Annotated in this window: 22 protein-coding genes and 1 pseudogene; 10 read left to right on the top strand and 13 right to left on the bottom strand. The window is 72.0% G+C overall.

What is annotated here, in order from left to right:
- A pseudogene (locus tag HHX41_RS19055) lies at positions 1 to 1,816 on the bottom strand (DNA-directed RNA polymerase subunit beta); the annotation flags it as partial.
- Positions 1,817 to 2,209: 393 nt separating this feature from the next.
- Here HHX41_RS19055 and HHX41_RS19050 point away from each other — a divergent pair.
- Positions 2,210 to 5,416, top strand: coding sequence for a BTAD domain-containing putative transcriptional regulator (locus HHX41_RS19050; RefSeq protein WP_310742062.1), 3,207 nt, complete (start codon positions 2,210 to 2,212; stop codon positions 5,414 to 5,416).
- Here the strand turns inward: HHX41_RS19050 and HHX41_RS19045 are convergent.
- The 4 genes from HHX41_RS19045 to HHX41_RS19030 form a co-directional block, all read right to left on the bottom strand.
- Positions 5,377 to 6,126, bottom strand: coding sequence for an ABC transporter permease (locus HHX41_RS19045; protein WP_182907035.1), 750 nt, complete (start codon positions 6,124 to 6,126; stop codon positions 5,377 to 5,379). The two genes, HHX41_RS19050 and HHX41_RS19045, sit on opposite strands and share 40 nt — an antisense overlap.
- Positions 6,123 to 7,067, bottom strand: coding sequence for an ATP-binding cassette domain-containing protein (locus tag HHX41_RS19040; protein ID WP_182907034.1), 945 nt, complete (start codon positions 7,065 to 7,067; stop codon positions 6,123 to 6,125). Before HHX41_RS19040 ends, HHX41_RS19045 begins: the two co-directional genes overlap by 4 nt.
- Before the next feature lie 89 nt (positions 7,068 to 7,156).
- On the bottom strand, positions 7,157 to 7,813 hold the full coding sequence (locus HHX41_RS19035; protein ID WP_182907033.1) for a maleylpyruvate isomerase N-terminal domain-containing protein: 657 nt from the start codon (positions 7,811 to 7,813) through the stop codon (positions 7,157 to 7,159).
- 64 nt (positions 7,814 to 7,877) lie between these two features.
- On the bottom strand, positions 7,878 to 8,996 hold the full coding sequence (locus HHX41_RS19030; RefSeq protein WP_182907032.1) for an NAD(P)/FAD-dependent oxidoreductase: 1,119 nt from the start codon (positions 8,994 to 8,996) through the stop codon (positions 7,878 to 7,880).
- Positions 8,997 to 9,046: 50 nt separating this feature from the next.
- On the opposite strand from HHX41_RS19030, the gene HHX41_RS19025 reads away from it, so the two are divergent.
- Positions 9,047 to 9,739: a TetR/AcrR family transcriptional regulator gene (locus tag HHX41_RS19025; RefSeq protein WP_182907031.1), complete on the top strand. Its 693-nt coding sequence runs from the start codon at positions 9,047 to 9,049 to the stop codon at positions 9,737 to 9,739.
- A gap of 32 nt (positions 9,740 to 9,771) precedes the next feature.
- Here HHX41_RS19025 and HHX41_RS19020 read toward each other — a convergent pair whose 3' ends face one another.
- From HHX41_RS19020 to HHX41_RS18995, 6 genes are all read right to left on the bottom strand, one after another.
- The gene (locus tag HHX41_RS19020; protein WP_182907030.1) at positions 9,772 to 10,524 is read right to left on the bottom strand and encodes a sulfite exporter TauE/SafE family protein; all 753 of its coding nucleotides are present in this window, start codon (positions 10,522 to 10,524) and stop codon (positions 9,772 to 9,774) included.
- Between the two features lie 31 nt (positions 10,525 to 10,555).
- Positions 10,556 to 11,977, bottom strand: a complete 1,422-nt coding sequence (locus tag HHX41_RS19015) for a pyridoxal-dependent decarboxylase (protein WP_259401086.1) — start codon at positions 11,975 to 11,977, stop codon at positions 10,556 to 10,558.
- A complete protein-coding gene (locus HHX41_RS19010) occupies positions 11,947 to 12,945 on the bottom strand; it encodes an NAD-dependent epimerase/dehydratase family protein (protein WP_182907029.1) in 999 nt (332 codons plus the stop codon). The genes HHX41_RS19015 and HHX41_RS19010 overlap by 31 nt, the downstream gene beginning before the upstream one ends.
- 5 nt (positions 12,946 to 12,950) lie before the next feature.
- Positions 12,951 to 13,487 carry a GNAT family N-acetyltransferase gene (locus HHX41_RS19005; RefSeq protein ID WP_310742061.1) on the bottom strand — a complete coding sequence of 179 codons (537 nt, stop codon included), beginning with the start codon at positions 13,485 to 13,487 and terminating at the stop codon, positions 12,951 to 12,953.
- Between the two features lie 266 nt (positions 13,488 to 13,753).
- Entirely contained in the window at positions 13,754 to 14,338 is a 585-nt protein-coding gene (locus HHX41_RS19000) for a DUF4865 family protein (RefSeq protein ID WP_220504232.1), read from the bottom strand.
- Positions 14,339 to 14,367: 29 nt separating this feature from the next.
- Complete coding sequence (locus tag HHX41_RS18995) at positions 14,368 to 14,925, bottom strand: TetR/AcrR family transcriptional regulator (RefSeq protein WP_169984355.1); 558 nt, start codon at positions 14,923 to 14,925, stop codon at positions 14,368 to 14,370.
- A gap of 136 nt (positions 14,926 to 15,061) precedes the next feature.
- Between HHX41_RS18995 and HHX41_RS18990 the strand changes: the two genes are divergently transcribed.
- Both HHX41_RS18990 and HHX41_RS18985 read left to right on the top strand, forming a co-directional pair.
- Complete coding sequence (locus HHX41_RS18990) at positions 15,062 to 15,724, top strand: lysophospholipid acyltransferase family protein (protein WP_310742060.1); 663 nt, start codon at positions 15,062 to 15,064, stop codon at positions 15,722 to 15,724.
- 60 nt (positions 15,725 to 15,784) lie between these two features.
- Positions 15,785 to 17,407 carry a penicillin-binding transpeptidase domain-containing protein gene (locus HHX41_RS18985; protein ID WP_182907027.1) on the top strand — a complete coding sequence of 541 codons (1,623 nt, stop codon included), beginning with the start codon at positions 15,785 to 15,787 and terminating at the stop codon, positions 17,405 to 17,407.
- Positions 17,408 to 17,434: 27 nt separating this feature from the next.
- On the opposite strand, the gene HHX41_RS18980 is transcribed toward HHX41_RS18985, so the two are convergent.
- Positions 17,435 to 17,689, bottom strand: coding sequence for a DUF3040 domain-containing protein (locus HHX41_RS18980; RefSeq protein WP_169984357.1), 255 nt, complete (start codon positions 17,687 to 17,689; stop codon positions 17,435 to 17,437).
- A 135-nt stretch (positions 17,690 to 17,824) separates the two neighbouring features.
- On the opposite strand from HHX41_RS18980, the gene HHX41_RS18975 reads away from it, so the two are divergent.
- The 3 genes from HHX41_RS18975 (at position 17,825) to HHX41_RS18965 (ending at position 21,057) form a co-directional block, all read left to right on the top strand.
- The gene (locus tag HHX41_RS18975) at positions 17,825 to 18,877 is read left to right on the top strand and encodes an Rv2578c family radical SAM protein (protein ID WP_182907026.1); all 1,053 of its coding nucleotides are present in this window, start codon (positions 17,825 to 17,827) and stop codon (positions 18,875 to 18,877) included.
- A 15-nt stretch (positions 18,878 to 18,892) separates the two neighbouring features.
- Positions 18,893 to 19,573: a methyltransferase gene (locus HHX41_RS18970; RefSeq protein WP_220504193.1), complete on the top strand. Its 681-nt coding sequence runs from the start codon at positions 18,893 to 18,895 to the stop codon at positions 19,571 to 19,573.
- A gap of 101 nt (positions 19,574 to 19,674) precedes the next feature.
- Entirely contained in the window at positions 19,675 to 21,057 is a 1,383-nt protein-coding gene (locus HHX41_RS18965; RefSeq protein ID WP_310742059.1) for a glycosyltransferase family 4 protein, read from the top strand.
- 43 nt (positions 21,058 to 21,100) lie between these two features.
- Here the strand turns inward: HHX41_RS18965 and HHX41_RS18960 are convergent, their stop codons facing one another.
- A complete protein-coding gene (locus HHX41_RS18960; RefSeq protein ID WP_182907024.1) occupies positions 21,101 to 22,051 on the bottom strand; it encodes a YafY family protein in 951 nt (316 codons plus the stop codon).
- 42 nt (positions 22,052 to 22,093) lie between these two features.
- Between HHX41_RS18960 and HHX41_RS18955 the strand changes: the two genes are divergently transcribed.
- The 3 genes from HHX41_RS18955 to HHX41_RS18945 all read left to right on the top strand — a co-directional run bounded on the left by HHX41_RS18955 (position 22,094) and on the right by HHX41_RS18945 (position 24,557).
- Entirely contained in the window at positions 22,094 to 22,828 is a 735-nt protein-coding gene (locus HHX41_RS18955) for an alpha/beta fold hydrolase (protein WP_182907023.1), read from the top strand.
- 107 nt (positions 22,829 to 22,935) lie between these two features.
- The gene (locus tag HHX41_RS18950; RefSeq protein ID WP_310742058.1) at positions 22,936 to 23,832 is read left to right on the top strand and encodes an ABC transporter ATP-binding protein; all 897 of its coding nucleotides are present in this window, start codon (positions 22,936 to 22,938) and stop codon (positions 23,830 to 23,832) included.
- A complete protein-coding gene (locus HHX41_RS18945; protein ID WP_182907066.1) occupies positions 23,832 to 24,557 on the top strand; it encodes an ABC transporter permease in 726 nt (241 codons plus the stop codon). The genes HHX41_RS18950 and HHX41_RS18945 overlap by 1 nt, the downstream gene beginning before the upstream one ends.
- Positions 24,558 to 24,575 lie beyond the last annotated feature (18 nt).

Here is a 24,575-nt window from a genome sequence, read left to right as displayed (position 1 = left end):
CGGCACGGTACTCCATACCGGTCCCGACCAGCGGCGCCTCGCTCTTCAGCAGCGGCACCGACTGACGCTGCATGTTCGAACCCATCAGCGCGCGGTTGGCGTCGTCGTGCTCCAGGAACGGGATCATCGCCGTCGCCACCGACACCATCTGACGCGGCGAGACGTCGATGTAGTCGACCTCCTCCGCACGCGCGAGTTCGGTCTCACCACCCTTCGTACGCACCAGGACGCGCGACTCGGCGAAGCTGCCGTCGGCGTTGAGCGCCGTGTTGGCCTGCGCCTTGACGTACTTGTCCTCCTCGTCCGCGGTCAGGTAGTCGATCTCGTCGGTCACCTTGCCGTCGACGACCCTCCGATAGGGCGTCTCGACGAAGCCGAAGGCGTTGACCCGCCCGAAGGAGGCCAGCGAGCCGATGAGGCCGATGTTCGGGCCTTCCGGCGACTCGATCGGGCACATCCGGCCATAGTGGGACGGGTGCACGTCGCGAACCTCGAAACCCGCCCGCTCACGCGACAGACCACCGGGACCCAGCGCGTTCAGACGCCGCTTCTGCGTCAGGGCGGCGAGCGGGTTGATGTGGTCCATGAACTGCGACAGCTGCGAGGTGCCGAAGAACTCCTTGATCGACGCCACGACCGGGCGGATGTTGATCAGGGACTGCGGCGTGATCGCCTCGACGTCCTGCGTGGTCATGCGCTCGCGCACGACCCGCTCCATGCGGGCCAGGCCCAGGCGGACCTGGTTCTGGATCAGCTCGCCGACCGTGCGCAGACGGCGGTTGCCGAAGTGGTCGATGTCGTCGATCTCGACGTCGGCCTCGCCGGCGTGCAGGCGCACGATGTACTCGATGGTGGACACGATGTCCTCATCGGTCAGCGTGCCCTGGGTGATGTCGGCCTGGACGCCCAGCTTCTTGTTGATCTTGTAGCGGCCGACCTTGGCCAGGTCGTACCGCTTCGGGTTGAAGTACAGGTTCTCCAGCAACGCCTGCGCCGACTCCTTCGTCGGCGGCTCACCCGGACGCAGCTTGCGGTAGATGTCCAGCAGCGCGTCGTCCTGACCGGAGGTGTGGTCCTTCTCCAGGGTCGCCCGCATCGACTCGTACTGGCCGAAACGCTCCAGAATCTGGTCGCCGGTCCAGCCGAGCGCCTTGAGCAGCACGGTGACCGGCTGCTTGCGCTTGCGGTCGACGCGCACGCCGACGCTGTCCCGCTTGTCGACCTCGAACTCCAGCCAGGCACCCCTGGAGGGGATGACCTTGCACCCGTAGAGGTCCTTGTCGGAAGTCTTGTCGGGACTCCGCTCGAAGTACACGCCGGGTGACCGGACGAGCTGGGAGACCACGACACGCTCGGTGCCGTTGACGATGAACGTGCCCTTCGACGTCATGAGCGGGAAGTCGCCCATGAACACCGTCTGGCTCTTGATCTCACCTGTGGTGTTGTTGATGAACTCCGCCGTGACGAACATCGGGGCGGAGTAGGTCATGTCCTTGTCTTTGCACTCGTCGACCGAGTACTTGGGCGGCTCGAACCTGTGGTCCCGGAACGACAGGGACATGGTTCCGGAGAAGTCCTCGATGGGACTGATCTCCTCGAAGATCTCTTCGAGACCCGACTGGAGCGGGATGTCCTTGCGCCCGGCCTGGCGAGCCGCCTCGACCCGGCCCTTCCATCTCTCGTTCCCCACCAGCCAGTCGAAGGACTCGGTCTGCAGGGCGAGAAGGTCGGGCACTTCGAGCGGCTCCCGGATGTGCGCGAAGGAGACGCGGCGGGGACCGGCGGGTACGGCGGAGGCGTTGCGCGAGGCTGCCAACAGATGTCCTTCCGGGGGATCGCGGACTGACGACACGCGCGCCGGACGACATCACAGCCGAAAACGAAGGAGTGGGATGCCGAGGGCGAGCATGATGGAAGGGCAGCATAAACCAAAATGCAAACGAAAGTCCATCAATATCTAGCTTGTCAATCTCGATCCCGCAATCAGAGTTGCACGCCGGCGAGGAATTCGTCAAGCCGCACTCGCGATTTCGCTCGCGAATGAATCCGCCGTCCCGACACCGCCGCCGACACCCCGAGACCGCTGATCGACGCCGGCACGCCCCGCGAAGCGCCGGCCTTCATCCGCCGCCTGCTCCGTTCACAGGTGGGCGGAGTGCGCGCGGTGGCGGTTGATCGGTCGCCGCCACGGCTCGGCACAATTGCTGACGTGCGAGTCGGATTGCTCGGGCCGTTCGAGGTCCGGAACGGTGATGGGGCCGTGGTGGAGGTTCCCGGGATTCGGCTGCGCGCACTGCTCGCCGCGCTCGCCCTCGAACCCGGCCGGATCGTCACGCGTGCGAGGCTGGTGGACTGGATCTGGGGGCGGCGGCCACCCGCGGACGAGGTGAACGCCTTACAGGCGCTGGTGTCCAGGCTGCGCAAGGTGCTGCCGGACGGTGTGATCGAGGCGGACTCCGGCGGGTACCGGCTCGCCGTCGCTCCTGATGCCGTGGACGTGTGCCGGTTCGAGCGCCTGGTCGGTCAGGCCCGTACCGCCGAGCCCGCGGCGCGGGCGGATCTGCTGCGCTCGGCCCTGGCGTTGTGGCGCGGTACGGCCATGGCGGACATCGCGCTGCGGGACAGCGACGCGTTCGACGCCGCGGTCGTGCGTCTGGACGAGCTCCACGTCGCCGCGCTCGGGGATCGGGTGGATGCCGACATCCGCCTCGGCCGTGGGTCGGAGCTGGTCTCCGAGCTGACCGAGCTGGTCGCCGCGTACCCGCTGCGGGAGGGGTTCGTGGCGGCCCTGATGCGAGCGCTCGCCGATGCGGGACGTGCGGCCGAGGCGTTGACCGTGTACCAGCGGACACGTGAGCGGCTCGCCGAGGAGCTCGGCACCGGCCCGTCGGCCGAGCTCTCCGCGCTGCACACCGCGTTGCTGCGGGGCGAGCTGGGCGAGCGGGCGGACAACGGCAGGACGAACCTGCGCGCCGAGCTGACGAGTTTCGTCGGCAAGGACGACGACGTCTCCACGGTCGCCGGTCTGGTCGCCGGGCACCGGCTGGTCACCTTGACGGGGCCGGGTGGCTCCGGCAAGACGAGGCTGGCCACGGAGACCGCACGGACGATGCTCGCCGAGCTGCCGGATGGGGCATGGCTGGTCGAGCTGGCCTCGGTGCCGGCAGGCGGTGAGCCGGCGCAGGCCGCCCTTACCGCGATCGGCCTGCGTGACCAGGCGCTGCTCGGTGGTGCGCGGGGTGGGGAACCGGTGGATCGGCTCATCGCCGCCGTCCGGGACCGCGCGATCCTGCTGGTCCTGGACAACTGCGAACACGTGATCGAGGCGGCCGCGACTCTCGCGGATCGGCTTCTCCAGGAGTGCCGGAGGCTGCGGATCCTGGCCACGAGCAGGGAACCTCTCGGTATCACCGGGGAGGTGCTGTGGCAGGTCGAGCCGCTCGCTCTGCCCGCGAAGGGGGCGGACCCCTCCGAGGCCGGGTCCTCGCCCGCGGTGCGGCTGCTGCGGGACCGCGCGAATCTGGTGCGCAAGGACATCGGCTCGGACGCACACACCTTGTCGGCCATGGCGCGGATCTGCCGGGCGCTCGACGGGATCCCGCTGGCGATCGAACTGGCCGCGGCACGGCTGCGCACCATGTCCGTCGACCAGCTGGCACTCCGGCTCGACGACCGGTTCCGGCTGCTGACCGGCGGCAGCCGTACGGCACTGCCCCGGCACAAGACGCTCCGCGCGGTGATCGACTGGAGCTGGGATCTGCTGACCGAGGCCGAACGTCGCGTGCTGCGGCGGCTCTCGGTGTTCTCCGGCGGGGCGAGCCTGGAGGCGGCCGAGCGGGTGTGCGGGAACGAGGCGCATCCCGGGAACGACGCGCTCGCCGGGGGTGGCGCGCTCGCCGGGGAGCAGGTGCTCGACCTGCTGACCGCGTTGGTCGAGAAGTCGCTGGTGCTCGCCGGCGGCGAGGACACGCCTCGCTACCGGATGCTCGACACCATCAGGGAGTACGCGGCGCACCGGCTCGCCGAAGCCGGGGAGACCGAGACGGCGCGCCGGGCGCACCTCGCCTACTTCACCGAGCTGGCAGAGACGGCCGATCCGCACCTGCGCCGGGCCGAGCAACTCGAGTGGCTGTCCACGCTCGACGCCGAGCACGACAACATCAACGCGGCTCTGCGCGGGGCCATCGCCGAGGGATGGGCCCAGGAGGCGATGCGGCTGGTCGCGGCCGCGGGCTGGTACTGGTTCCTCAGCGGGCACAGGGCCGAGGGCACCGAGTTGGGCATCGCGGCGGCCTCGCTGCGGAGCGAGGTCCACGGCACGGTGCCCGATGAGGTGCGGGCGATGGCGTACGCCGTCGTGGCGATGTTCGTCAGCTCCAGGATCGGCGGCGACCAGTATCAGGCGCGGGAGTGGATCAACGCGGCGCACCGCTTCGCCCAGCTCGGCGAACACCGTAACCCGCTGCTCGGGTTCGTCGCGCCGCTGGAGCGGATGCTGCGTGAACCGGCGGAGTTCCTGACCGCGTTCGAGCCGCTCATCGTCGGCGACGATCCATGGGTGCGTGCGCAGGCCAGGGTCAGTCGTGGCCGGTTGCGGCTCACGCTCGGCGGCGACGAGACCGACGTGGACATCGACCTCGAGATCGGTCTCGCCGAGTTCCGCACGCTGGGTGACCGGTGGGGGATCTCGCTGGCGCTGACCTTCCTGGCCGATCGGCTCGCCATGCGCGGCGAGTTCGCCCGCGCGTGTGAGCACTACGAGGAGGCCGTCGTGGCGCTGACCGGAGGTGGGCGCGACCGAGGACGTGGTCGGCCTGCGGGCGCGGCAGGCGCAGCTGTACTGGCTGCTCGGCGAGGAGCGATCCAGCGCCTCCGCCATGGCCGAAGCGCAGCGGTGCGCGGGCGGGATCACCTGGCCGGGCGTGCTCGCCGAGCTCGAGCTGGCGAAGGCGCGGCTGGCGCGCTGGCGCGGCGAGCCGGACGAGGCACGCCGGCACCTGGCCAGGCTGCTGGGCGACGCGGAACTGGCCGGTTTCGCCCGCGCCGGCGCCCTGGACCTCCACGGCTACCTCACGGAGGATCTCGGCAGGGCCCGCGCGTACCGGAGCGAGGCGTTGCGCGCGGTGACGGAGTACGAGTATCCGCCGGCGACCGCCGGGGTGCTGGTCGGGATCGCGGATCTCGCCCTTCGCCAGGGAGACTACGAGCAGGCCGCGCGGCTGCTCGCGGCGAGCGACTGCGTGCGCGGGATGCCGGATCGTTCACAGCCGGACGCCGCGAGGATCGCCGCGGCCGTGCGGGGTCGCCTCGGCGAAACCGCGTTCACCGAGGCGACCCGGGACGGCCGGCGGCGGGATTGGCGCGAGCTGGCCGAGGTCACGCTCGCTTCGTGAACGACGCGCGCGCCCACAGGTAGCCGATCAGCGCGAGCCCCACGCACCAGGCGATCGCCGTGACGGCCGAACCCGCCGACGGCGTGCCGGCCAGCAACCCCCGCAGGGTTTCGATGATCGGGGTGAACGGCTGATACTCGGCGAACTGCCGCACCCCCGGCCCCATCTTGTCCGCCGGCACGAACGCGCTGCTCAAGAAAGGAAGGAGCATCAGCGGGACGCCGGCGAGGCCCGCGCTTTCCGGCGTCTTCGCCGCGAGACCGAACGCGACGGCCAGCCAGCCGATCGCCAGGACCGTGAGCACGACGATGCCGATCACGCCGAGCCACTGCGCGAGACCCGCCGACGGCCCGAATCCCATGAGGAACGCGACCCCGGTGACGATCACGATGGCCACCAGGCTCCGCAGCAGGGTCATGATCACGTGCGCGTTCAGCACCGCGGACCGGGACACGTCCATGACGCGGAGCCGGTTGATGAATCCGGTCGTCATATCGGCGTTCACCGCGATCGCGGTGGCGCCGATGCCGTAGCAGATGGTCGTCAGCATCAGTCCCGGCGTCGCGTAGTCGGCGTAGTCCACACCGACGCTGAACGCGTCACCGAACACGTAGACCATCAGGAACATCAGGAAGACCGGCATGACGACGCCGTTGAACAGCGCCAGGGGATTTCGCATGGTGTGCCGGAAGTTGCGCCGCAGCATGGTCACGGAATCCGCGATGACGTTCATCGTGCGCCGATCTCCTTGTTCGCGTCGCCGGTGAGGGCGAGGAAGACGTCGTCCAGGTCCGGGGTGTGCACCGACAGTTCCCCGACGTCGACGGAGTGGGCGTCGAGCCGGTCGAGCAGCGTGCGCAACGACCTCACCCCGCCGTCTCCGGGCACACGCAGGGTCAGCTCTTCGTCGTCCCGCGTGGAGCCGGGCAGGACCCGCGCCGCGGCGTCGAGTTCGTCCCGGCCGGTGAACCGCAGCCGGACATGACTCCCGGGAACCCGGCGCTTGAGCTCGTCGGAGGTGCCCTCCGCGACCAGCCGGCCCCGGTCGAGTACGGCGATGCGGCCGGCGAGCTGGTCGGCCTCCTCGAGGTACTGGGTGGTGAGGAAGACGGTCGTACCGTCGGCGACCAGTTCCCGGATGATCTCCCACATGGTGCGGCGGCTGCGCGGGTCGAGCCCGGTCGTGGGCTCGTCCAGGAAGATGACCTGCGGCCTGCCGACCAGCGTCATGGCGAGATCCAGCTTGCGGCGCATGCCGCCGGAGTAGGACGCCGCCGGTTCCCCCGCCGCCTCGGCCAGGTCGAACCGGTCGATCAACCGGCGGGCGACTCCCCTGCCCTCCGCCTTGGGCAGGTGCAGGAGATCCGCCATCAGCAGGATGTTCTCCTCGCCGGTGAGCAGGTCGTCCACCGCGGCGAACTGCCCGGTGACCCCGATCGCCGCGCGCACCGCCGTGGTCTCCGTCGCCACGTCGTGCCCGGCGACGACGACCGTGCCGGCGTCGGGGGTCAGCAGCGTGGTCAGCACGTTCACCGTCGTCGTCTTCCCTGCCCCGTTGGGTCCGAGCAGGGCGAAAACACTGCCGGTCCGGACATCCAGGTCGATGCCGTCGAGCACGATCTTGTCTTTGTATGCCTTCCGCAGCCCCGAGGCCGTGATGGCTGATCCGTTCATGGCGTCCACGATCTCCGGCCGCCCTGACACCGGGCCGTTGCCGTGCTGACGCGGCCGCTGATACGCCGGGTCCGCGTCGGCTGATCAGATCAGCCGAGGACCATCGGGAGTTTCGCGGCCAGCTCGCCCAGTTCCGCCTGCTCCGCGGTGGTCGGCGCGCGCCGTCCCGTGCCGACGAGCAGCGCGTCCTTGTCGGAGAACGACGCGGGGAAGGCGGTTCCGGCGATCTTCTCGAGCATCTCGCGGGACCGGGCGAGTCCCTCCGCGGGCGGTTCCGGTGCGTGCGGTAGGTGCGCGCCGAGGTCCAGGTGGTGCAGCGTCCACTCCAGGACGTACGCCGAGAGGTAGTCGCCCGCGGTGAGGACCTCGCCGCGGGTGCCGACCCGGAGATCCGGGTCGGCGAGTCCGGCGGCGCGGCCCGCGGCGGAGCCGACGTCGTCGAGATGGAACTTGAGCAGCCGGGGCTCCTCGTAGGCGGCGGCCAGCCGGACGATCAGCGCGTCGAGCGGGTCGTCGCCGCTCGGCGGCGTCTCGGCGACGTCCCAGTAGGTGACCGCGTCGCGGGTCGGTTCCGTGTCCGCCGGGGTCACGAGGGTGATCAGGACGTCCTGAGCGTCGATCACCAGATGGCACACCAGGTCCCGCACGAGCCAGCCTGCGCAGCCGGACGGCTGTGCGAAGTCCTCGTCCGGGAGTTCGGCGACCACGCTGCGCAATGCCGCCCATGAGCGCGCGAAGAGATCCACCCCAGCAAGGTAGCCCCTGCCGCGATGGGCGGTGAAGCACCCTCGCGCCCGGCAGTCGGGCGCCTCAGGATGGCTGGACGTGGTCGAAGAGGGCGATGGCGTCGGCGGGGTTGGGGCTCACGAGGCGTTCCAGACCTGCCATCGTGATCTTCGCCCACCTGCCGGCCCGCTCCCACATCTGTTCCTCGAATGCGCGGACGGCCCCGTCCAGATCTCCGGGGCCGGTGGCGATGGCCTCGGCGAGTTCGGCGCCGTCCAGCATCGCGAGGTTCGCGCCCGCCCCCAACGGGGGCATCAGATGGGCGGCGTCGCCCAGTAGCGTCACCCCGGGGACGTGGGTCCAGGTGTGGGACGCGGGCAGGACGTAGAGGGGGCGGTGGGCGAAAGCGGTGCCATGGCGGAGGAGGTCGAGAACGGGGGCGGCCCAGCCGTCGAACAGAGCCAGCAGGCTCGATCGCACGGCCTCGACGTCGGCCAGGTCCAGGTTCGTGTGCCAGTCCACAGGCGCGCGGAACTGGGCGTACACCTTGACGTGGCCGCCGCTGTTGCGCTGGGCGACAAGACCTCGGTTCACGCCGTACACGGCCACGGAACCGTCGCCGACCAACCGGGCGAGGTCAGGGTGGCGGGCGTCGACGTCGTCGAGGAAGGTCTCGACCAAGGTGACGCCCGTGTAGTGCGGTGTCACCGACGAGACCGCCGGGCGGGTCCGGGACCAGGCGCCGTCCGCGCCGACCACGAGGTCGAACGTCTCCTGCCGTCCGTCCGCGAAATGGACCAGTACGCCATCCCGGGTCCCCGGCACCACCTGCGTCACGCCCCGCCCCCACCGGACGTCGAGAGGGCCGAGCAGCAGGTCACGGAGTTGGCGGCGGTCGATCTCGGGATTGGCCCGGTCGTCTGGACGGGGTCGCCAGTCGCGCAGGACGGTCCCGTCCGTGTCCAGGATGCGCATGGCCTGCCCCTCGGGACGAGACAGCGCCTGGAACTCCGCGAGCAGCCCCGCCTTGTCCAGTGCGAGCTGACCCAGCCCGTCGTGCAGGTCCAGGGTGCCGCCCGGGGGGCGGGCGTCGGGGGCGGGATCGCGTTCGAGGACGGTGACGGGGTGATCATGACGGTGCAGGACGCGGGCGAAAGTAAGGCCGGCGGGGCCGCTCCCGACCACGGCGATACGCTGTCTCATATCGATACACTGTATTCCTCCGCGACGCATCGCACCAGTACGGTGTGACCATGACTGTGTGGGACCGGCCGGAGCCGCCGCCTCGCCCCGTGCCGCTCGACCGCGAGCGGATCGTCGCCGCCGCCATCGCGCTGGCCGACGAGGGCGGGCTGGAGGCGGTGTCGCTACGCAAGGTCGCCGCCCGGCTGGACGCCGGTCCGATGCGGTTGTACGGATACATCTCCACCAAGGAGGAACTGTTCGACCTCATGGTGGACGAGGTCCAAGCCGAGATTCTCCCCGAGGAGCAGCCCGGCGACTGGCGGGAGGCGCTGCGCGTCCTCGCCCACCGCACCAGGCAGGCCGCTCTCCGTCACGAATGGCTGGCCGACCTGCTCGGCGGCCGCCCGGCCCTGGGCCCGAACGGTCTCGCCGTGACCGAGGCCACGCTGGCCGCCCTCGACGGCCTCGCCGACCTCGACACCGTCATGTGCGCCGTGGAGACTGTCAGCGCCTACTTCACCGGCGCGATCAGGCGCGAGATCGCGCACCTGCGGGCCGAGCGCGCCACGGGCCTGTCCGAGCGCGACTGGCAGCGCGCCTCCGGCCCGCACGTGACGAGAATGCTGGCCACGGGCCGCTTCCCGGCGTTGGCCAAGGCCGTGTACGACGGCACGGACGTGGACGCCGAGACGTCCTTCGCGACCGGCCTGGACTGGGTCCTCGACGCCGTGGCCGCCAAACTCACCCGGCCGCCGGCGTGACGCTCGGCTCTTGCCGGTCGGCGAATCGGCGATCAGCTGCCCGGCGCGACCCACAGGCGGACCGCCAGGCCGAGGCCGATCAGGGCGACCAGCCAGCGCAGCAGCCCGGCCGGCAGGCGCCGGGTGACCCGGGGGCCGAGCGTGGACCCGGCGAACAGGCCCGCCGCGAGAGGCGCGACGGCGGCCCAGTCGACGGGCCCGAAGAAAGCGAATCCGGCGGCGGAGACCAGGGCACCGGCGCCGAGGAGCATGTTCTTCAGGGCGTTGGCGGCGGGCAACTCCGGCTCGGCGGTCACCAGGAGGAGGGCGAGGATCATCACCCCCGATCCCGCACCGAAGTATCCGTTGTAGACCGACAGGGCGGTCAGCCCGAGCGGGAGAACGGTATCCGGTGAGCCTCGTCGCTCGTGACGTGCGGCGAGCCGGGGCTGCGCGAGCAGCGCCAGCGAGCCCGCGGCCACGAGGAAGGGCACGACGCGGGCGAAGACACCGGGCGAGGTGGACAGCAGCAACGCCGACCCCGCCGCCCCGCCGAGCGCCGACAGCGGCACCCACCGCCGCAGCCAGGGCCCCTTCCCGCGCAGCTCGGGCCGCGAGGCCAGGGCCGAGCCGGGCCAGCAGGCGACGAGCGCGACGATGTTGGCCACGTTCGCCTCGAGTGCGGGAAGGCCCGCCGCGAGCAGCGCCGGATAGGAGATGAGGGAGGTGATGCCGCCCGCGGTGCCGACCAGCCCGGCGAGCGCCCCGGCGGCGGCCAGCAGCGCGAGGTCCTCGACGCCGGTCACGCCCCGGCGTCCGGCATGGGCCGGCGCGTACTCACGCGGCGGCCCGGATCTCCTCCAGCAGGACCGCCAAATCGGCCTCGGTCGTGTCCGGGTGGAGAACGCAGGCGCGCAGGGCCGCCGCGCCGCGCAGCCTGGTGCCGGTGAGGAAGGCGCGCCCGCGCCGCTGCACCGCGGCGGGGATCGCCTCGTTCAGCCTCTCCGCCGCGGCGGCGTCGAGGCCCGCGGGCCGGTACCGCAACGCGACGACCGAGGTGACCACCGGCGCGAGCAGCTCGAAGTCGGCTGAGCCCTCGATCATCGCGGCCAGGACGCGCGCCAGCCGGGTGGTGTGCCGCACCAGTCCGGCGACGCCGTCGCGGCCCAGGTGCGCGATCGTGGCCCACACCCGCAACGCGCGGAACGGCCGGGTCTGCTCCGGCCCGTACTCGGAGTACCACCCCAGCTCGCCGGAGTCGTCGTCCCGCAGGTACGGCGGGACGAGGCTGAACGCCGCCCGCGGGCCGGAGGGATCGCGGAACAGGACGCATCCGCAGTCGACCGGGACGCCGAGCCACTTGTGCGGGTCCAGCGCGAGGGAGTCCGCCAGTTCCAGCCCGGCGTACGCGGGCCGGCACTCCTCCGCGAGCACACCGAGCGCGCCGTAGGCGCCGTCGACGTGGAACCACAGCCCGTTCTCGCGTGCGATCTCGGCGACCTCCCGCAGAGGATCGACCGCCCCGGTGTTGACCGTCCCCGCGCTGGCCGCGACGAAGAACGGGTGCACCCCCGCCTTCCGGTCCGCCGCGACGAGGCGGCGCAGCGCGGCGGTGTCCATGCGGTACGCGTCGTCGACCGGGACCGTGCGGATGTGCCCACTGCCCAGACCGAGCAGCTCGGCCGCCTTGCGCAGGCAGCTGTGCACCTCCTCCGTCAGGTAGACGGCCAGCGGAGGATGCCCGTACAGGCCCGTCTCCCGTACGTCCGGGACGGCGCGCTGCCGGGCCGCGGCGAGCGCGACGACGGTGGCCATGGACGCTCCGCTGGTCAGCAGCCCGGCGCCCGGCCGGTGGGGGAACCCCGCCAGCTCCGCCAGCCACCGGACGGCGGTGCGCTCCAGCAGCACGCCCGCGTGCTCGCCCCCGGCGCAGCTCGGGTTCATCGCCGCGGCCAGCGGTGCGACCACGACGCCGGCCGCCGAGGGCGGCGAGTTGACCCAGCCGAAGAACCGGGGGTGCCCGTTGCCCATCGGGTAGGGCAACACGTGCAGGTCCACGTCGCCGAGCAGTTCCGCCAGCGGGCGTCCCGTGGCGGGCAGCGGCTGCCGGATCAGCCAGTCCAGGTCCGGACCGGTCACCGGCCGCCACACCGGGCCGTCCGGAACCGCGGCCAGGTGGTCGGCCGCCGCGTCCGCGGCCCGCCGTGCCGCCTCGCGCAGGTCGTCCGTCATGGGGTCCCCCGCCCCGATCGCCGCCATGCGTCGACAACGGCCCGCTCCTTGGCGGGGTCGATCCCGGGCGGGGACACGGGGATCTCGCCGGACCCGGTCAGCCACGTCCAGGTGTCGGCGACGGTCTCCACCACCGGACGGCACCGCAGCCCGGTCGCCAGGGCCCGGCCTACGTCGGTCCGGATGAGCCCGGCCTGCTCGGGACCGGGCGGGATCCAGCCCGGCAGCTCCGTCCACCGGTCGACGCCGCCGGCCTCGATCGCCTCCGGATCCACCCAGACCGGCTCCGCGCGCCCGCCGGTGACGGCGACCGCGGACTCCAGCAGGTCCCGGGTCGTGGCGTGCCCCTCCGGGTTGACCAGGTTGACCGGGCCCCGCACGCCGCCCTCGGCCGCGTCGAGGAGCCAGGCCGCGAGATCCCGTACGTCCACGTAGCGGAACGGCTGGTCGGCAGGGCCGGGAGCGAGCATCTCCCCGCCCCGCGCGGCCCGGAGCAGCCAGTGCGGCAGCCGTCCCTGGTCCTCGTACGGCCCGAGGATGAGCCCGGCCCTGGCCAGCACCGCGCGGTCGCCGAAGGCCTGCTCCACGGCGATCTCGCCGCCCCGCTTGTTGGGGGCGTAGTCGATGTCCTCGGCGTCCGCCGACGCCTCGACCGTGGGCCAGTCCTCGTCCAGACCGACCGGCGTCGGAGGGGCGTACACCGCCCGGCTGGAGACGTACAGGTACCTGTCCGCGCGCCCGGCGAGCGCGCGGGCGCTGTCCCGTACGACCCGGGGCGCGCCGGCCCAGGTGTCCACCACGGCGTCCCATCGGCCGTCGGCGAGCGGGGCGAGGTCGGCCGGGCGCAGCCGGTCGCCGGTCACCGCCACGGCCTCGGGATGGGCCCATCCGGCCTGCCCTCGGGTGAACGTGGTGACGTGCCAGCCGCGCTCCACCGCGGCCGTGACCACCCACCGGCCGACGAACGTCGTGCCGCCCAGCACCAGCAGCCGCATGCCGCTCACTCCTGCCTCCGGATCCGGTACAGAACGTGGCGGCGCAGCGGGTGGCCTTCGGGGAGCACCGGGTGGTCGAAGTCCCCCGCGGGGTCGTGGGTCATGCCGATCCGCCGCATCACGGCCTGCGAGCGGACGTTCGGCACCGCCGTGAACGAGACGACCTCGGTCAGTCCGAGGCGGCCGAACCCGTCCTCAAGCGACGCCCGTGCCGCCTCCGATGCGTACCCATGGCCCCAGGCCGAGCGGGCGAGCCGCCAGCCGATCTCCACGCACGGCGTGAAGTGCGCGGTGAACCTCGGGACCAGCAGTCCGGTGACGCCGATGAACTCCCCGTCCGCCTCGACCGCCCACCAGCCGAACCCTCGCTCGTCGAATCCGGCGTCGGCGCGCTCGGCGAGCGCGTCGCTCTCCTCACGGGACAGCGTGGCCGGGAAGTGCTCCATGACGACCGGATCGGCGTTCAGCGCCGCGAACGGCTCCTTGTCCTCCTCGCGCCACCGCCGCAGCACGAGTCGCGCGGTTTTGATCGAATTCGTCACCCGCCGACGATAGTGCACGAGGGCTTGGGCTGCTGATGACGCACCCCGATGAGGGGGGCGGGAGAAAGCAGAGGCGGAAGTCGGCTAGAGTCGTTCGTGGCCGATGTGGTTTGTGTCCCCCGGGCCGCAATCACCGCCTTCACGGAATACCGTTCGGCTGGAGCCGTGTTGTGCATCTCGCCGAGGAGGCGACCGCCACATCGGCCCTCGACGTGGACGCCCCGCGAGACTCCGGTCTCGCGGGGCGTCGCCTCGTTCCGGGGCCGTCACCAGGTCCGGCCCGCGGGCAGCCTCGTGAGGCCGGGCGCGGACAGGTGCAGCACCTCGTAGTGCTCGGCGTCGCCGTGAGCGCCCGGCGCCTCCCGCTCCCACAGCGCGAACGTCATCAGCCGCCAGTGGTGAGGGTCGACGGCGAGGGCCGCGGTGTGCAGGCCGTCGGCGCCGCCCAGCTCACGCAGTCCGGCGAGGGCGGCCGCCACCCGCTCCGTCAGGTCGGCCGAGGCGGGCAGCGGGACCAGCCGCCGCGACGCCGCGCGGGGCGCCGTCCCCCTGGCCCGGCCCGCCTCGACGGCCAGCCCCGTCCAGTGCCGCACGGCCGGGCGGCCGAAGTCGGCGACGATGCCTTGGAAGCCGCCCCCTCCGACCAGGAACTCGCCCATCCTCCCGGCGTCGTTCCAGAGGTAGAACGGCGCGTACTGGTTGACCGCAGAGCCTGCGACGCCGCGCTCACGGACCAGGTAGGCCTTGAGTCCGAGCCCGGGCCGGTCGTCAAGGGCGTGGCCGCGGGTGGCCACCCTCTCCCGGACGATCGTCATGTCGTAGTCGGCGGGCAGAGTGATCTCGTACTGCATCGCGTACACGGGCGGGTCTCCTTGCGCGCTCAAGCGCGGGACAACAGGGCGAGCACCCCGTCGACGGCCTGGTGGAACGGCTCGGGCGAACCGGCCGCGCGGGCCAGGACGTAACCGCCCTGCAGCACCGCCACCACCGTCGCGGCGGTCCGCGCGGGATCGAGGCCCGCGTCGAGCTCACCCCGGTCGCGTCCCTCGGCCAGCACCGCCGCGAGCCGGTCGCGCAGCCACCCGAACGTCTCCTCCAACGGCCGCCGCAGCGCCGGATCGGCCATGACCTCGGGGTCCTGGGTGAGCCGGCCGATCGGACAGCCCCGCAGCACCTCCCGCTCGCGCCGCAGGTAGGCCGACACCCGCTCGACGGCCGTGCCCGGGCCGCCCAGGATCTCCTCCACCCCGGCGCGCATCTCCTCCGCCGTACGGCTGATCGCGGCCAGCGCGAGGTCGGGTTTGCCGGAGAAGTGGTGGTACATGCTGCCCTGCCCGGCTCCCGCCCGCTGCTGGATCGCCCGTGGGCTGGTCCCGACGTAGCCGCGCTCCCACAGCAGTTCACGGGTGCTCTCGATCAGGCGGTCCGATGTGCTCATGCCGTACATACTAGTAGGTACAAACAGCCATGGTGAAGCCGTACAAAACACGAACGGCTCCGTTGCAGGGGCCCTACACCTGTAAGGGGGTCCGGTCGCCCTAGGGTATGTGCGTCGGACCGGAGAAGGAGAGGCCGTGCTCTACCCCGCCCTGAAGTTCCTCAGCGTTCCCGTCATGCACGCGCTGTGGCGGCCGCGGACGGAAGGACTCGAGCACGTCCCCGCGCACGGGCCCGCGATCCTCGCCTCCAATCACCTGTCCGTGCTCGACTCGTTCTTCATGCCGGCCGTGGTGCCGCGGATGGTGCGGTTCGTGGCGAAAAAGGAGTACTTCACCGGCAACCCCCTCGTGGCGGCGTGGATGCGCTCGATGGGAGCGATGGAGATCGACCGCGAGAACGTCACGGCCGCCCAGGACATGCTCGACGCGGCGGTGGAGGTGTTGAAGGCCGGCGAGTTGTTCGGCATCTATCCCGAGGGCACCCGCTCCCCCGACGGCCGCCTCTACCGGGGGAAGGTCGGCGTGGCCTGGCTCACGCTGACCACGGGCGCCCCGATCGTGCCCGTCGCCATGCTGGGCACCGAGAAGGTGCTTCCGCCCGGCGCGTCGGTGCCGCGCCTGCACAGCATCGGCGTGCGGTTCGGAGAGCCGCTGATCTTCACCGGCGACGCGGGCAACGCCCGGGACCGCCGGCGGGTGACCGACGAGGTCATGGCCGCGATCCAGCGCCTGTCCGGCCAGGAGTACGTCCCCCGGTACGGCGCCAGCGTCAAGAGCGCCGGGGAAACTGGAGTGTAAATAACGATTTGACCCCGCTAGGCTCTGGTCCCGACCGCAAGGCCGTCATTGGGGGTGCGCGTGCCGCGAGGACGTACTGTCGCGATCTCGGCCGCCGTGGCCGTCGTGCTGGCGGGGGGCGCCGCCGGCGGCGCCTACTACGTGCTGCACACGCGCGGCACGCCGCAGGAGACCGCCGCGCGGTTCGCCGCCGCCTGGTCGCGGGGCGACCTCGCGGCGATGAAGGCCGAGCTCGCCGCTCCCGCCCCCGGCTTCGACGCGGCGTACGCCGAGCTCACCAAGAACCTCGCCGTGGCGAAGGTCGCCGTCCGCGACGTGCGGGCCGGCGCGGCGAAGGACGACAGGGCGACCGCGTCCTACACCGCCACGGCCACCGTGAAGAACGTCGGCGACTGGACCTACCGGGGCTCGCTGAAGCTGGTGGTCAAGGACCACTACTGGAAGGTCGACTGGTCGCCGGCCGCGGTCCACCCCGCGCTCGACGGGACCAACCACCTGGCGCTCAAGACGTCGTGGCCGCAGCGGGCGGCGATCACCGGCGCCGACGGCGGCCGCATCGACGGCGGCGACGTGGGCGGCTCGGTGCAGCAGCTCGTGGGCTACCTGGACAAGGCGGAGGACGAGGACGTCGAGAAGCTCGGCACCGCCTACAAGAAGGGCGACGCCGTGGGCCGCGGCGGCCTGCAGGAGACGTTCCAGAGGCAGCTCGCCGGCACCCCCACCACCGAGATCCAGGTGGTGGGCCGGAGCCGGAAGACCCTGCACGCCGTCGAGGGCTCCCCCGGCAAGGACCTGCGGACCAGCCTCGATCTGAAGGTGCAGAGCGCCGCCGCCGACGCGGTGCGCGACCTGGACAAGCCCGCGTCGCTCGTCGCGGTCAGGCCCTCTACGGGCGAGATCCTCGCCATCGCCAACAACAAGGGCGGATTCAACCGCGCGCTGGACGGCAGGTACGCTCCCGGGTCCACGTTCAAGACGATCACCGCCGCCGGGCTGCTGGCCGAGGGGCTGACCCCGTCGAGCCGGGTGACCTGCCCGAAGGAGGCGGTCGTCGGCGGATTGAAGATCCGCAACTCCGACCACGAGGCGTTCGGGTCGCTGTCGTTCCTCGACTCCTACGCCCACTCCTGCAACACCACGTTCGCCCCGCTCGCCGCGGACAAGCTCGGCGCGGCCAAGCTGTACGACCTGGCGACGGACCTGGGCTTCAACCAGCCGCTGCGCATCGGCGTCCCGGCGACCGCCGGCAGCATGCCGAAGGCCACCAGCGAGGCCGACCTGGCCGCGGAGTCCTTCGGGCAGGGCAGGATCACCGCCAGTCCCCTGGTGATGGCGACCGTGGCCGCGGCGGTGGCCGACGGCTCCTGGCGGCCACCCACACTGGTGCCCTCGCTGAAGCAGAAGACCGCTCCCAAAGAACTGCCGGACAACGTCGTCACGGGCCTGCGGTCGATGATGAGAGCGGTCGTCACCAAGGGCACCGCCCACGCCGCCGGGCTACCCGCGGGGACGGCGGGCAAGACCGGGACCGCCGAGTTCGGCGCCGGCCCCGAACTCGACTCGCACGCCTGGTTCATCGGGTATCGCGGCGACCTGGCCTTCGCCGTCGTCGTGGAGGCCGGTGGCATGGGCGGCGGCGTGGCCGCGCCGGTCGCCGCGCGCTTCCTGAAGGGCCTGTCCTGACCCCGCGCGGATGACCTGACGCCGGCGCTACACCGGGAGAGCGGCGGCGTCGTGCCGCAGGGCCATGACCAGCAGTGTCGCGATCAACGTGGCGATGAGCAGCCAGCTCACCGCGATGATCACCGTCGAGCGGCCCGGCCGGCGACCGGGGGCCCGTCCCTGCCGTCCACGCTCCACACGGTGGTTGAACGACTCGAGCCTGGCCGCGAGCTTCGGATCCTCGTCGGTGAGGTGCCGCTCGATCATCGCCAGCATCCGCTCTTCGTCCTGCGACCAGGCCATCGCGCAACTCTCCCAGAACGCAAGGTATGTGCCGACGTTCTGCCCAACGATGAAGATCGTTAGCCGTTTCCAGGCCCGCGATTTACGACGCGTTGCCTGTTGCGATCTCGATCGAACCTCTGTTCTAATCGGAGGGTGCGATGGGACGGGCTGCGCCTCGAGACCGACGAAGGCGGACAAAGGGAGCCGACACCCCTGTTCGCCCGGTCGGCCGTGACGCGGACCTTCGACACCCCCGAGTTCCGGGGCGTCACCTTCTACGAGATCCACGCGCGATCGATCGTCAACCGGGTCCCCTCGGCGAGCCGGGTCCCGTTCGAGTGGACCATCAACCCCTACCGCGGCTGTACGCACGCGTGCACGTACTGCTTCGCCCGCAGGACGCACGAATACCTCGACCTGGACTCCGGGCGGGACTTCGACTCGAAGATCGTGGTGAAGGTCAACGCCCCCGACCTCGTACGCAGGGAGCTGGCGGCGCCCCGGTGGCCCGGGCAGCCCATCGCGATGGGGACCAACGTCGACTGCTATCAGCGCGCCGAGGGCCGCTACCGGCTGATGCCCGGCATCATCGGCGCCCTGCGGGACGCACGCAACCCGTTCTCGATCCTGACCAAGGGCTCGCTCATCCTGCGCGACCTCGATCTGCTCGCCGAGGCGGCCGAGGTGACCGACGTGAGCACGGCCGTCTCGGCCGGGTTCACCGATGAGCCGCTGTGGCGGGCCGTCGAGCCCGGCACCCCCTCGCCGCGCAAGCGGCTGGAGGTGTGCGCCACCCTCAACGAGCACGGCGTCGCGTGCGGCGTGCTGATGGCGCCGATCCTCCCCTACCTGTCCGACTCGCCGCGGGCGCTGGAGACCACCGTCCGCCGCATCGCCGAGGCCGGCGCCACGCACGTGACCCCTATCGTGCTCCACCTGCGGCCCGGCGCGCGCGAGTGGTTCATGGCCTGGCTGTCCCGTGAGCACCCCCGGCTCGTCCCCCGCTACCTGGAGCTGTACGGCAGGGGCGCCTACGCCCCCAGGGCGTACCAGGAACGGATCGCCGAGACCGTGCGGGCGCTCGCCCGCGAGCACGGCGTCGGCCGGTCGGCCCCGCGCGGCGCCCGTGGCGCGCGACGGCTCGGCAAGCGGCCGGTCCGCCCGCCCGCACCGGCCGCGACGGCCGAGCAGCTCACGCTTCTGTGACCCGGAGGCTGGTCCGTGCGGATACGATCGGCCACCGTGCAGGACGCCGAGGACGCCGAGGATTTCGTGCGCGCGCACACCGGGCTCGCGGCCGTGCCGTACGTGCCGGAGATACGACTGCGTGTGATCGCCGCGGGCGCCACGCGGGACGCGGGCGAGGACGACCGCGTGTACGAGCTGTGGGAGCGCGCCGGGCGGCTGCCTTTCTGGGCCTGTCCCTGGGCCGGCGGGCAGGCGCTGGCCCGTCACGTGCTCGACCATCCCGAGATCGTGCGGGGCCGTACCGTTCTCGACCTCGCCAGCGGCTCGGGACTGGTCGCGGTCGCCGCGGCGCTGGCCGGAGCCGCCCTCGTCGTCGCCAACGACGTCGACCCGTACGCGCTGGCGGCCGTCGGCGTCAACGCCCGCGCCAACGGCGTCGCGGTGCGGGTCGCCGGGGGCGACCTGCTCGACGGGGCGCCGTCCCAGCAGGTCGTGCTGGCCGGGGACGTCTACTACGAGGAGCCGCTGGCCCGGCGGGTCACCCCGTTCCTGTCCCGCGCGGGCGGCGATGTCCTTATCGGGGTCCCCGACCGGGCCTGCTCCTATCTCCCGGAGGGCGTGTTCGAGCCGGTCGGCGTGCATGATGTGCCCGCCGCGCTGGAGGACACTCCCAGCAAACGGACGACCATATACCGACTTTTCCGCACAACGTGACTTAGATCACAACAACGAGAGAACTGCCAGTTACGTCATAGGGAAAGGGGATCTTCATCTGACACGAACGGGGCATGACTGTGTCTTCTCTTCACCGCAGGGTGGCAAGGAAAGCGGCCAGAGCGGTCGTACGGGCGATGGAGGCTCGCGACCGGCAGCGTGCCCGGTCGGCGCCGCCGCCCGACGGTCACGAGATCCGCATCCTGCTGCTGCACGCCAACGGCATGGGCGGCACGATCCGCACGGTCTTCAACCTCGCCGGATATCTGGCGCGCACCCACGACGTCGAGATCGTGAGCGTCGTGCGGGAACGTGAGGAGCCCTTCCTCCCCGTTCCTCCCGGAGTGCGCGTCCGTTATCTCGACGACCGGCTCCCTCGCCGCAAGGGCCTGCTGTCGCGCTTCCCGAGCAGGCTGGTGCCCAAGGACGAGGCGGCCCACCACTGGTTCACCCTGCGCACCGACCTCAAGCTGGTCCGCTACATCCGCTCCCGCCGCCGGGGCATCCTCATCGGAACCCGGCCCGGCCTCAACCTGATCGCCGCGCGCTTCGCGCCCCCGGAGATCATCACGGTCGCGCAGGAGCACGGCAACCTGTCCTCGCACCAGCCGCTGGTGCGCAAGCAGATCACCCGCAGGTACGGCAGGCACGACGCGGTCGTCACCCTCACGCAGGCCGACCTGCGCACCTATGAGCGGTCCTTCGAGAAGGCACGCAAGGACCGGCCCGCCGTGCTGGCGCAGGTGCCCAACGCGACGCCCCACCTGAACGGCGGCGTCTCGCCGCTCACCGCGAAGACCGTCGTCACGGTGGGCCGGCTGACCTGGGGCAAGGGCTACGACCTGCTCATCCGCGCGTGGGCGCACGTGGCGGAGCGGCACCCGGACTGGACGCTTCGCGTCTACGGCGGCGGCCCCCGGCGGGAGAAGCTCCAGGCGTCGATCGACAAGCGCGGGCTGTCCGATCGGGTGTTCCTCGAGGGCCCGGCCGAGGACGTCGGCGCCGTCCTCGCGGACGCCTCGATGTTCGTGCTGAGCTCCCGCCACGAGGGCATGCCGATGGTCATCCTGGAGGCCATGAGCAAGGGCCTCCCCGTCGTCAGCTACGACTGCCCGACCGGCCCCAAGGAGATGATCACCAACGGTCACGACGGCCTGCTGGTGAAGCCGGAGAAGATCCACGCGATGGCCGACGCCATCTGCGCGCTCATCGAGGACGAGGACCTGCGCCGCCGGATGGGCGCCAACGCCCTGAAGACGGCGGCCCGCTACGACCTCGACGTCATCGGCGCGCGGTGGGAGGACCTGCTGTCCGGACTGGTGGCCCGGCGGCGCGGTCTCCCGGCCGCCGGCCCGCTCGCGTACGGGGCGGCCCGGACGGGCGAACACGACGCCGGGGAACGGCCGGGCCCTCGCGACGCCGCCGCGCTGGACGTCGCCCGGGCCCAGAAGGGGCCGGCGGCGCCCCTCAGCCAGAACGCATGAACCCGGGCGGGTGATCGCGAGGCACGGTCACGCGGCCGGCGTCTCAGGGCTGACCGGCCCACTCGGACAGGCGGCGGGCGAGCGCGCGCACCTCCTCGCGCAGTTCCGGCGGCCCCACCACGGTGAACGGCACGCCGAGGCCGGCCAGCATCTGCGCCATTCCGTCCAGGCGTTCGGCGCGGCCGGTCATCCGGACGCCGCCGTCCGCCGGGGCGAGCGCGGCCGCCGTCGGCGGGATCCGCCGCCGTGCCTCCTCCATCGTCGTGGCCAGCACCACCACGACCTCATACCGGTATGGCACGCCCGCCAGCGACTCCATCACGTGGGCGACCGCGTCGAACTCCCCCGGCGCGGGAAACTCCTCCTCCGTCGCCGCCACCTGGCCGATCCGGTCGAGCCGGAACGTCCGCACCTCGCCCCTGCGGTGGTCGTGGCCGGTCAGGTACCAGCGGCCCGAGTGGAACACCAGCCCGTAGGGATCGACCGTCCGCTCACTGCTTTCGCCCCGGTACGACCGGTAGGTCAGCCGTACGCGGCGACGACGGCGGGCGGCATCGGCGAGTGTCAGCAGCGTCGCCCCGCTCGGCCGGGAGGCCGTGGCGGATCGGGAGGTCAGGCCCACCATGTCCTCGACGGCGCCGACCCGGTCGCGCAGGGCGTCGGGCAGCACGCGCCGGATCTTCGCGAGCGCGCTCTCGGCCGCCCCCTCGCCCACCGTCAGGCCGGCCCGGCGGCCCGCGAGCAGCCCGAGCACCACGGCGGCGGCCTCGTCGCCGGTCAGCATGAGCGGCGGCAGCCGGTAGCCCGGCATCAGCCGGTAGCCGCCGTATCGCCCCCGCTCGGCCTGCACGGGAATGCCGAGGTCCTCCAGCCTGCGGACGTAGCGGCGCACGCTGCGCACGTCCACCTCCAGACGCTCGGCGAGCTCGGGACCGGTGAGCCCGGGCCGGGCCTGCAGCAACTCCAGGAAGGCGAGAACGCGATTCGTCGACATATCAGGACCGATTCTGCCCTGATTCGGGCCTAGCGTCGACGCATGACGACTTACGTACTGGTTCCCGGATTCTGGCTCGGCGCGTGGGCGTGGCGGGACGTGACCGCCGCACTCCGCGGGATGGGCCATGAGGCATATCCCCTGACCCTCACCGGCCTGGCCGACCGCGCCCACCTCGCCTCCCCCGCCCTGGATCTGGACACCCACATCCGCGACATCACCGGCCTGATCGAGGCCGAGGACCTGCACGACGTCGTGCTCGTCGGCCACAGCGGCAGCGCCGCCGCGATCACCGGAGCCGCCGCCCGCGCGGCCGGCCGCGTGAGCCGGGTGGTGTACGTCGAGAGCGGCCCGGTGCCGGACGGCATGGCCCAGATCGATCTCACCGGGCGGGAGTTCGTCGAGAAGCGCGTCGAGGACGGCCGGCGCTATCCCCTGCCCTCCTGGGACGAACTGGAGGAGTCGGGCGCGAGCCTCGAGGGGCTGGGAGAGCGGGAGCGGGGGCTGATGGCCTCCCGGGCCACCGGCCAGCCGCTCGGCACGATCACCCAGCCCCTCGTTCTCGGCGGGGACGCCGCCGCGTTCGCCGCGCTGCCGAAGACGCTCGTGAGCTGCTCGTTCCCGCTCGCTCAGGTCAAGGAGCTGATCGCGGCCGGGCATCCGTTCTTCGCGTCCCTGAGCGGGCCGGAGTGGGAGCTGCGTGAGCTGCCGACCGGTCACTGGCCGATGCTGTCCCGTCCGGTGGATCTGGCGGCGGTTCTCGCTCAGGTTTCGTAGCGAGCCGGCGCCTTTACGATGTAGATTTCCGGGTGGGACATTTGTCCTGCCCGGAGCCGTATCGATCGATCTACTCGGACCGGGGGCGCCCGCCTACCGTCGTCACCGTGACCACGAACACTCCCCACGCCGTGTCCCTGACCTCGGCGACCAAGCACTTCGGCCCCGTACGGGCCGTGGACGGGCTCACGCTCGCCATCCCCCGCGGCCAGACCGTGGCACTGCTCGGCCCCAACGGCGCGGGCAAGTCGACCACCATCGCGCTGCTGCTCGGGCTGCTCGCACCCGACTCCGGGCGGGCCGTGCTGTTCGGCCTCGCCCCCGAGCAGGCCGTACGGCGGGGCCTGGTCGGCGCGATGCCGCAGGAGGGCGGCCTCGTCCCACGGGTGACGGTCCGCGAGTTGCTTGCCTTCGTGGCCGGGACCTACGCCGCTCCCCTCCCCCTCGACCAGGTGCTCGCGCTCGCGCGGATCGGCGACCTGCGCGACCGCCGGGTGGACCGGCTGTCGGGCGGGCAGGCGCAGCGTGTGCGGTTCGCGACGGCCGTGTGCGGCGACCCCGTCCTGATCGTCCTCGACGAGCCCACCGCGGCGCTGGACGTGGAGGCCAGGCGCGAGTTCTGGGACGGCATGCGCGGGCTGGCCAGCCGGGGCAAGACGATCCTGTTCTCCACGCACTACCTGGAGGAGGCCGACGAGCACGCCGACCGCGTCGTCGTGCTCGGTCACGGCCGGGTGGTCGCCGACGGCACCAGCGCGGAGATCAAGCGGGCGGCGGCGCTGACCACGGTGAGCGTGACGGCCGACGGCGAGTCCGCCTGGCTCGCGGCCCTGCCGGGCGTGCGCCACATGGAGATCAGGGGCGGCCGGGTCCACCTGCGCAGCGCCGACTCCGACGCCACCGTCATGGCCCTCGCCCGCGCGGGCGCCGTCCGCGAGCTGGAGGTCGTGCCGGCCGACCTGGAGGACGCCTTCGTCGCCCTCACCGCGAAGGAGAACGCGTGATGTGGGGATACGTACGGCTCGAACTGATCAGGAGCACGCGCGACGGCGGCTACGTGATCTTCGGGATCGTCATGCCGGTCGTCATGTACCTCGTCTTCACCAACCTCGGCCTGGCCCCCGGCGACCGGCACGACGCCGCGATCTACACGATGGTCAGCATGGCGGCGTACGGCGCGCTCGGCGGCGCGTTCAACAACGGCAGCGGCATCGCCGAGGACCGCGCGGCGGGATGGCTGCGCCGGTTGCGGCTCACCCCGCTGACCCCCGCCCAGGTCGTGGCCGGGAAGGTCGTCACAGGGATCGTCGGCGTCGTGCCGAGCATCGCGGCCGTGCTGCTGGCCGGTGTGCTGGTCAACCACGTCACGCTCGCGCCGCAGCGGTGGCTGGCGATCGTGGTGCTCCTGTGGGCGGGGACCGTGCCGTTCTCCCTGCTCGGCCTCGGCAACGGCTACCGCCTGTCGGGCCAGTCGGCCGCGATGGCCAACATCGCGACCATGCTGACGCTGGCCGTCCTCGGCGGCCTGTGGGTGCCGATCGCGAACTTCCCGTCCTGGCTGCGCGCCGTCGCCGAGTGGATCCCGTCGAACAGCTACGCGGGCCTGTCGTGGCGGGTCGCGTTCGGCGACGTCCCCACCGTCCGCCAGGTCGCGACCCTGTCGGCCTGGCTGCTCGCCTTCGGCGTCTACGCGGTGCACGGCTATCGCCGCGCCGGCCGCCGGGCCTGACCGCTAATGTGACGTTCC

Source organism: Microbispora sp. H13382, from assembly GCF_014161445.1.
Lineage (GTDB): Bacteria > Actinomycetota > Actinomycetes > Streptosporangiales > Streptosporangiaceae > Microbispora.
The sequence above is the reverse complement of the archived record's forward strand: the minus strand, read 5'-3'. Positions and strand labels throughout refer to the sequence as shown.

Coding starts and splice junctions, on each gene's coding strand:
- HHX41_RS19045 (WP_182907035.1), bottom strand. CDS start 6,126: ATGAACGTCATCGCGGATTCCGTGACCATGCTGCGGCGCAACTTCCGG.
- HHX41_RS19040 (WP_182907034.1), bottom strand. CDS start 7,067: ATGAACGGATCAGCCATCACGGCCTCGGGGCTGCGGAAGGCATACAAA.
- HHX41_RS19030 (WP_182907032.1), bottom strand. CDS start 8,996: ATGAGACAGCGTATCGCCGTGGTCGGGAGCGGCCCCGCCGGCCTTACT.
- HHX41_RS19025 (WP_182907031.1), top strand. CDS start 9,047: ATGACTGTGTGGGACCGGCCGGAGCCGCCGCCTCGCCCCGTGCCGCTC.
- HHX41_RS19015 (WP_259401086.1), bottom strand. CDS start 11,977: ATGGCGGCGATCGGGGCGGGGGACCCCATGACGGACGACCTGCGCGAG.
- HHX41_RS19010 (WP_182907029.1), bottom strand. CDS start 12,945: ATGCGGCTGCTGGTGCTGGGCGGCACGACGTTCGTCGGCCGGTGGGTG.
- HHX41_RS19000 (WP_220504232.1), bottom strand. CDS start 14,338: ATGCAGTACGAGATCACTCTGCCCGCCGACTACGACATGACGATCGTC.
- HHX41_RS18995 (WP_169984355.1), bottom strand. CDS start 14,925: ATGAGCACATCGGACCGCCTGATCGAGAGCACCCGTGAACTGCTGTGG.
- HHX41_RS18980 (WP_169984357.1), bottom strand. CDS start 17,689: ATGGCCTGGTCGCAGGACGAAGAGCGGATGCTGGCGATGATCGAGCGG.
- HHX41_RS18960 (WP_182907024.1), bottom strand. CDS start 22,051: ATGTCGACGAATCGCGTTCTCGCCTTCCTGGAGTTGCTGCAGGCCCGG.
- HHX41_RS18955 (WP_182907023.1), top strand. CDS start 22,094: ATGACGACTTACGTACTGGTTCCCGGATTCTGGCTCGGCGCGTGGGCG.
- HHX41_RS18945 (WP_182907066.1), top strand. CDS start 23,832: ATGTGGGGATACGTACGGCTCGAACTGATCAGGAGCACGCGCGACGGC.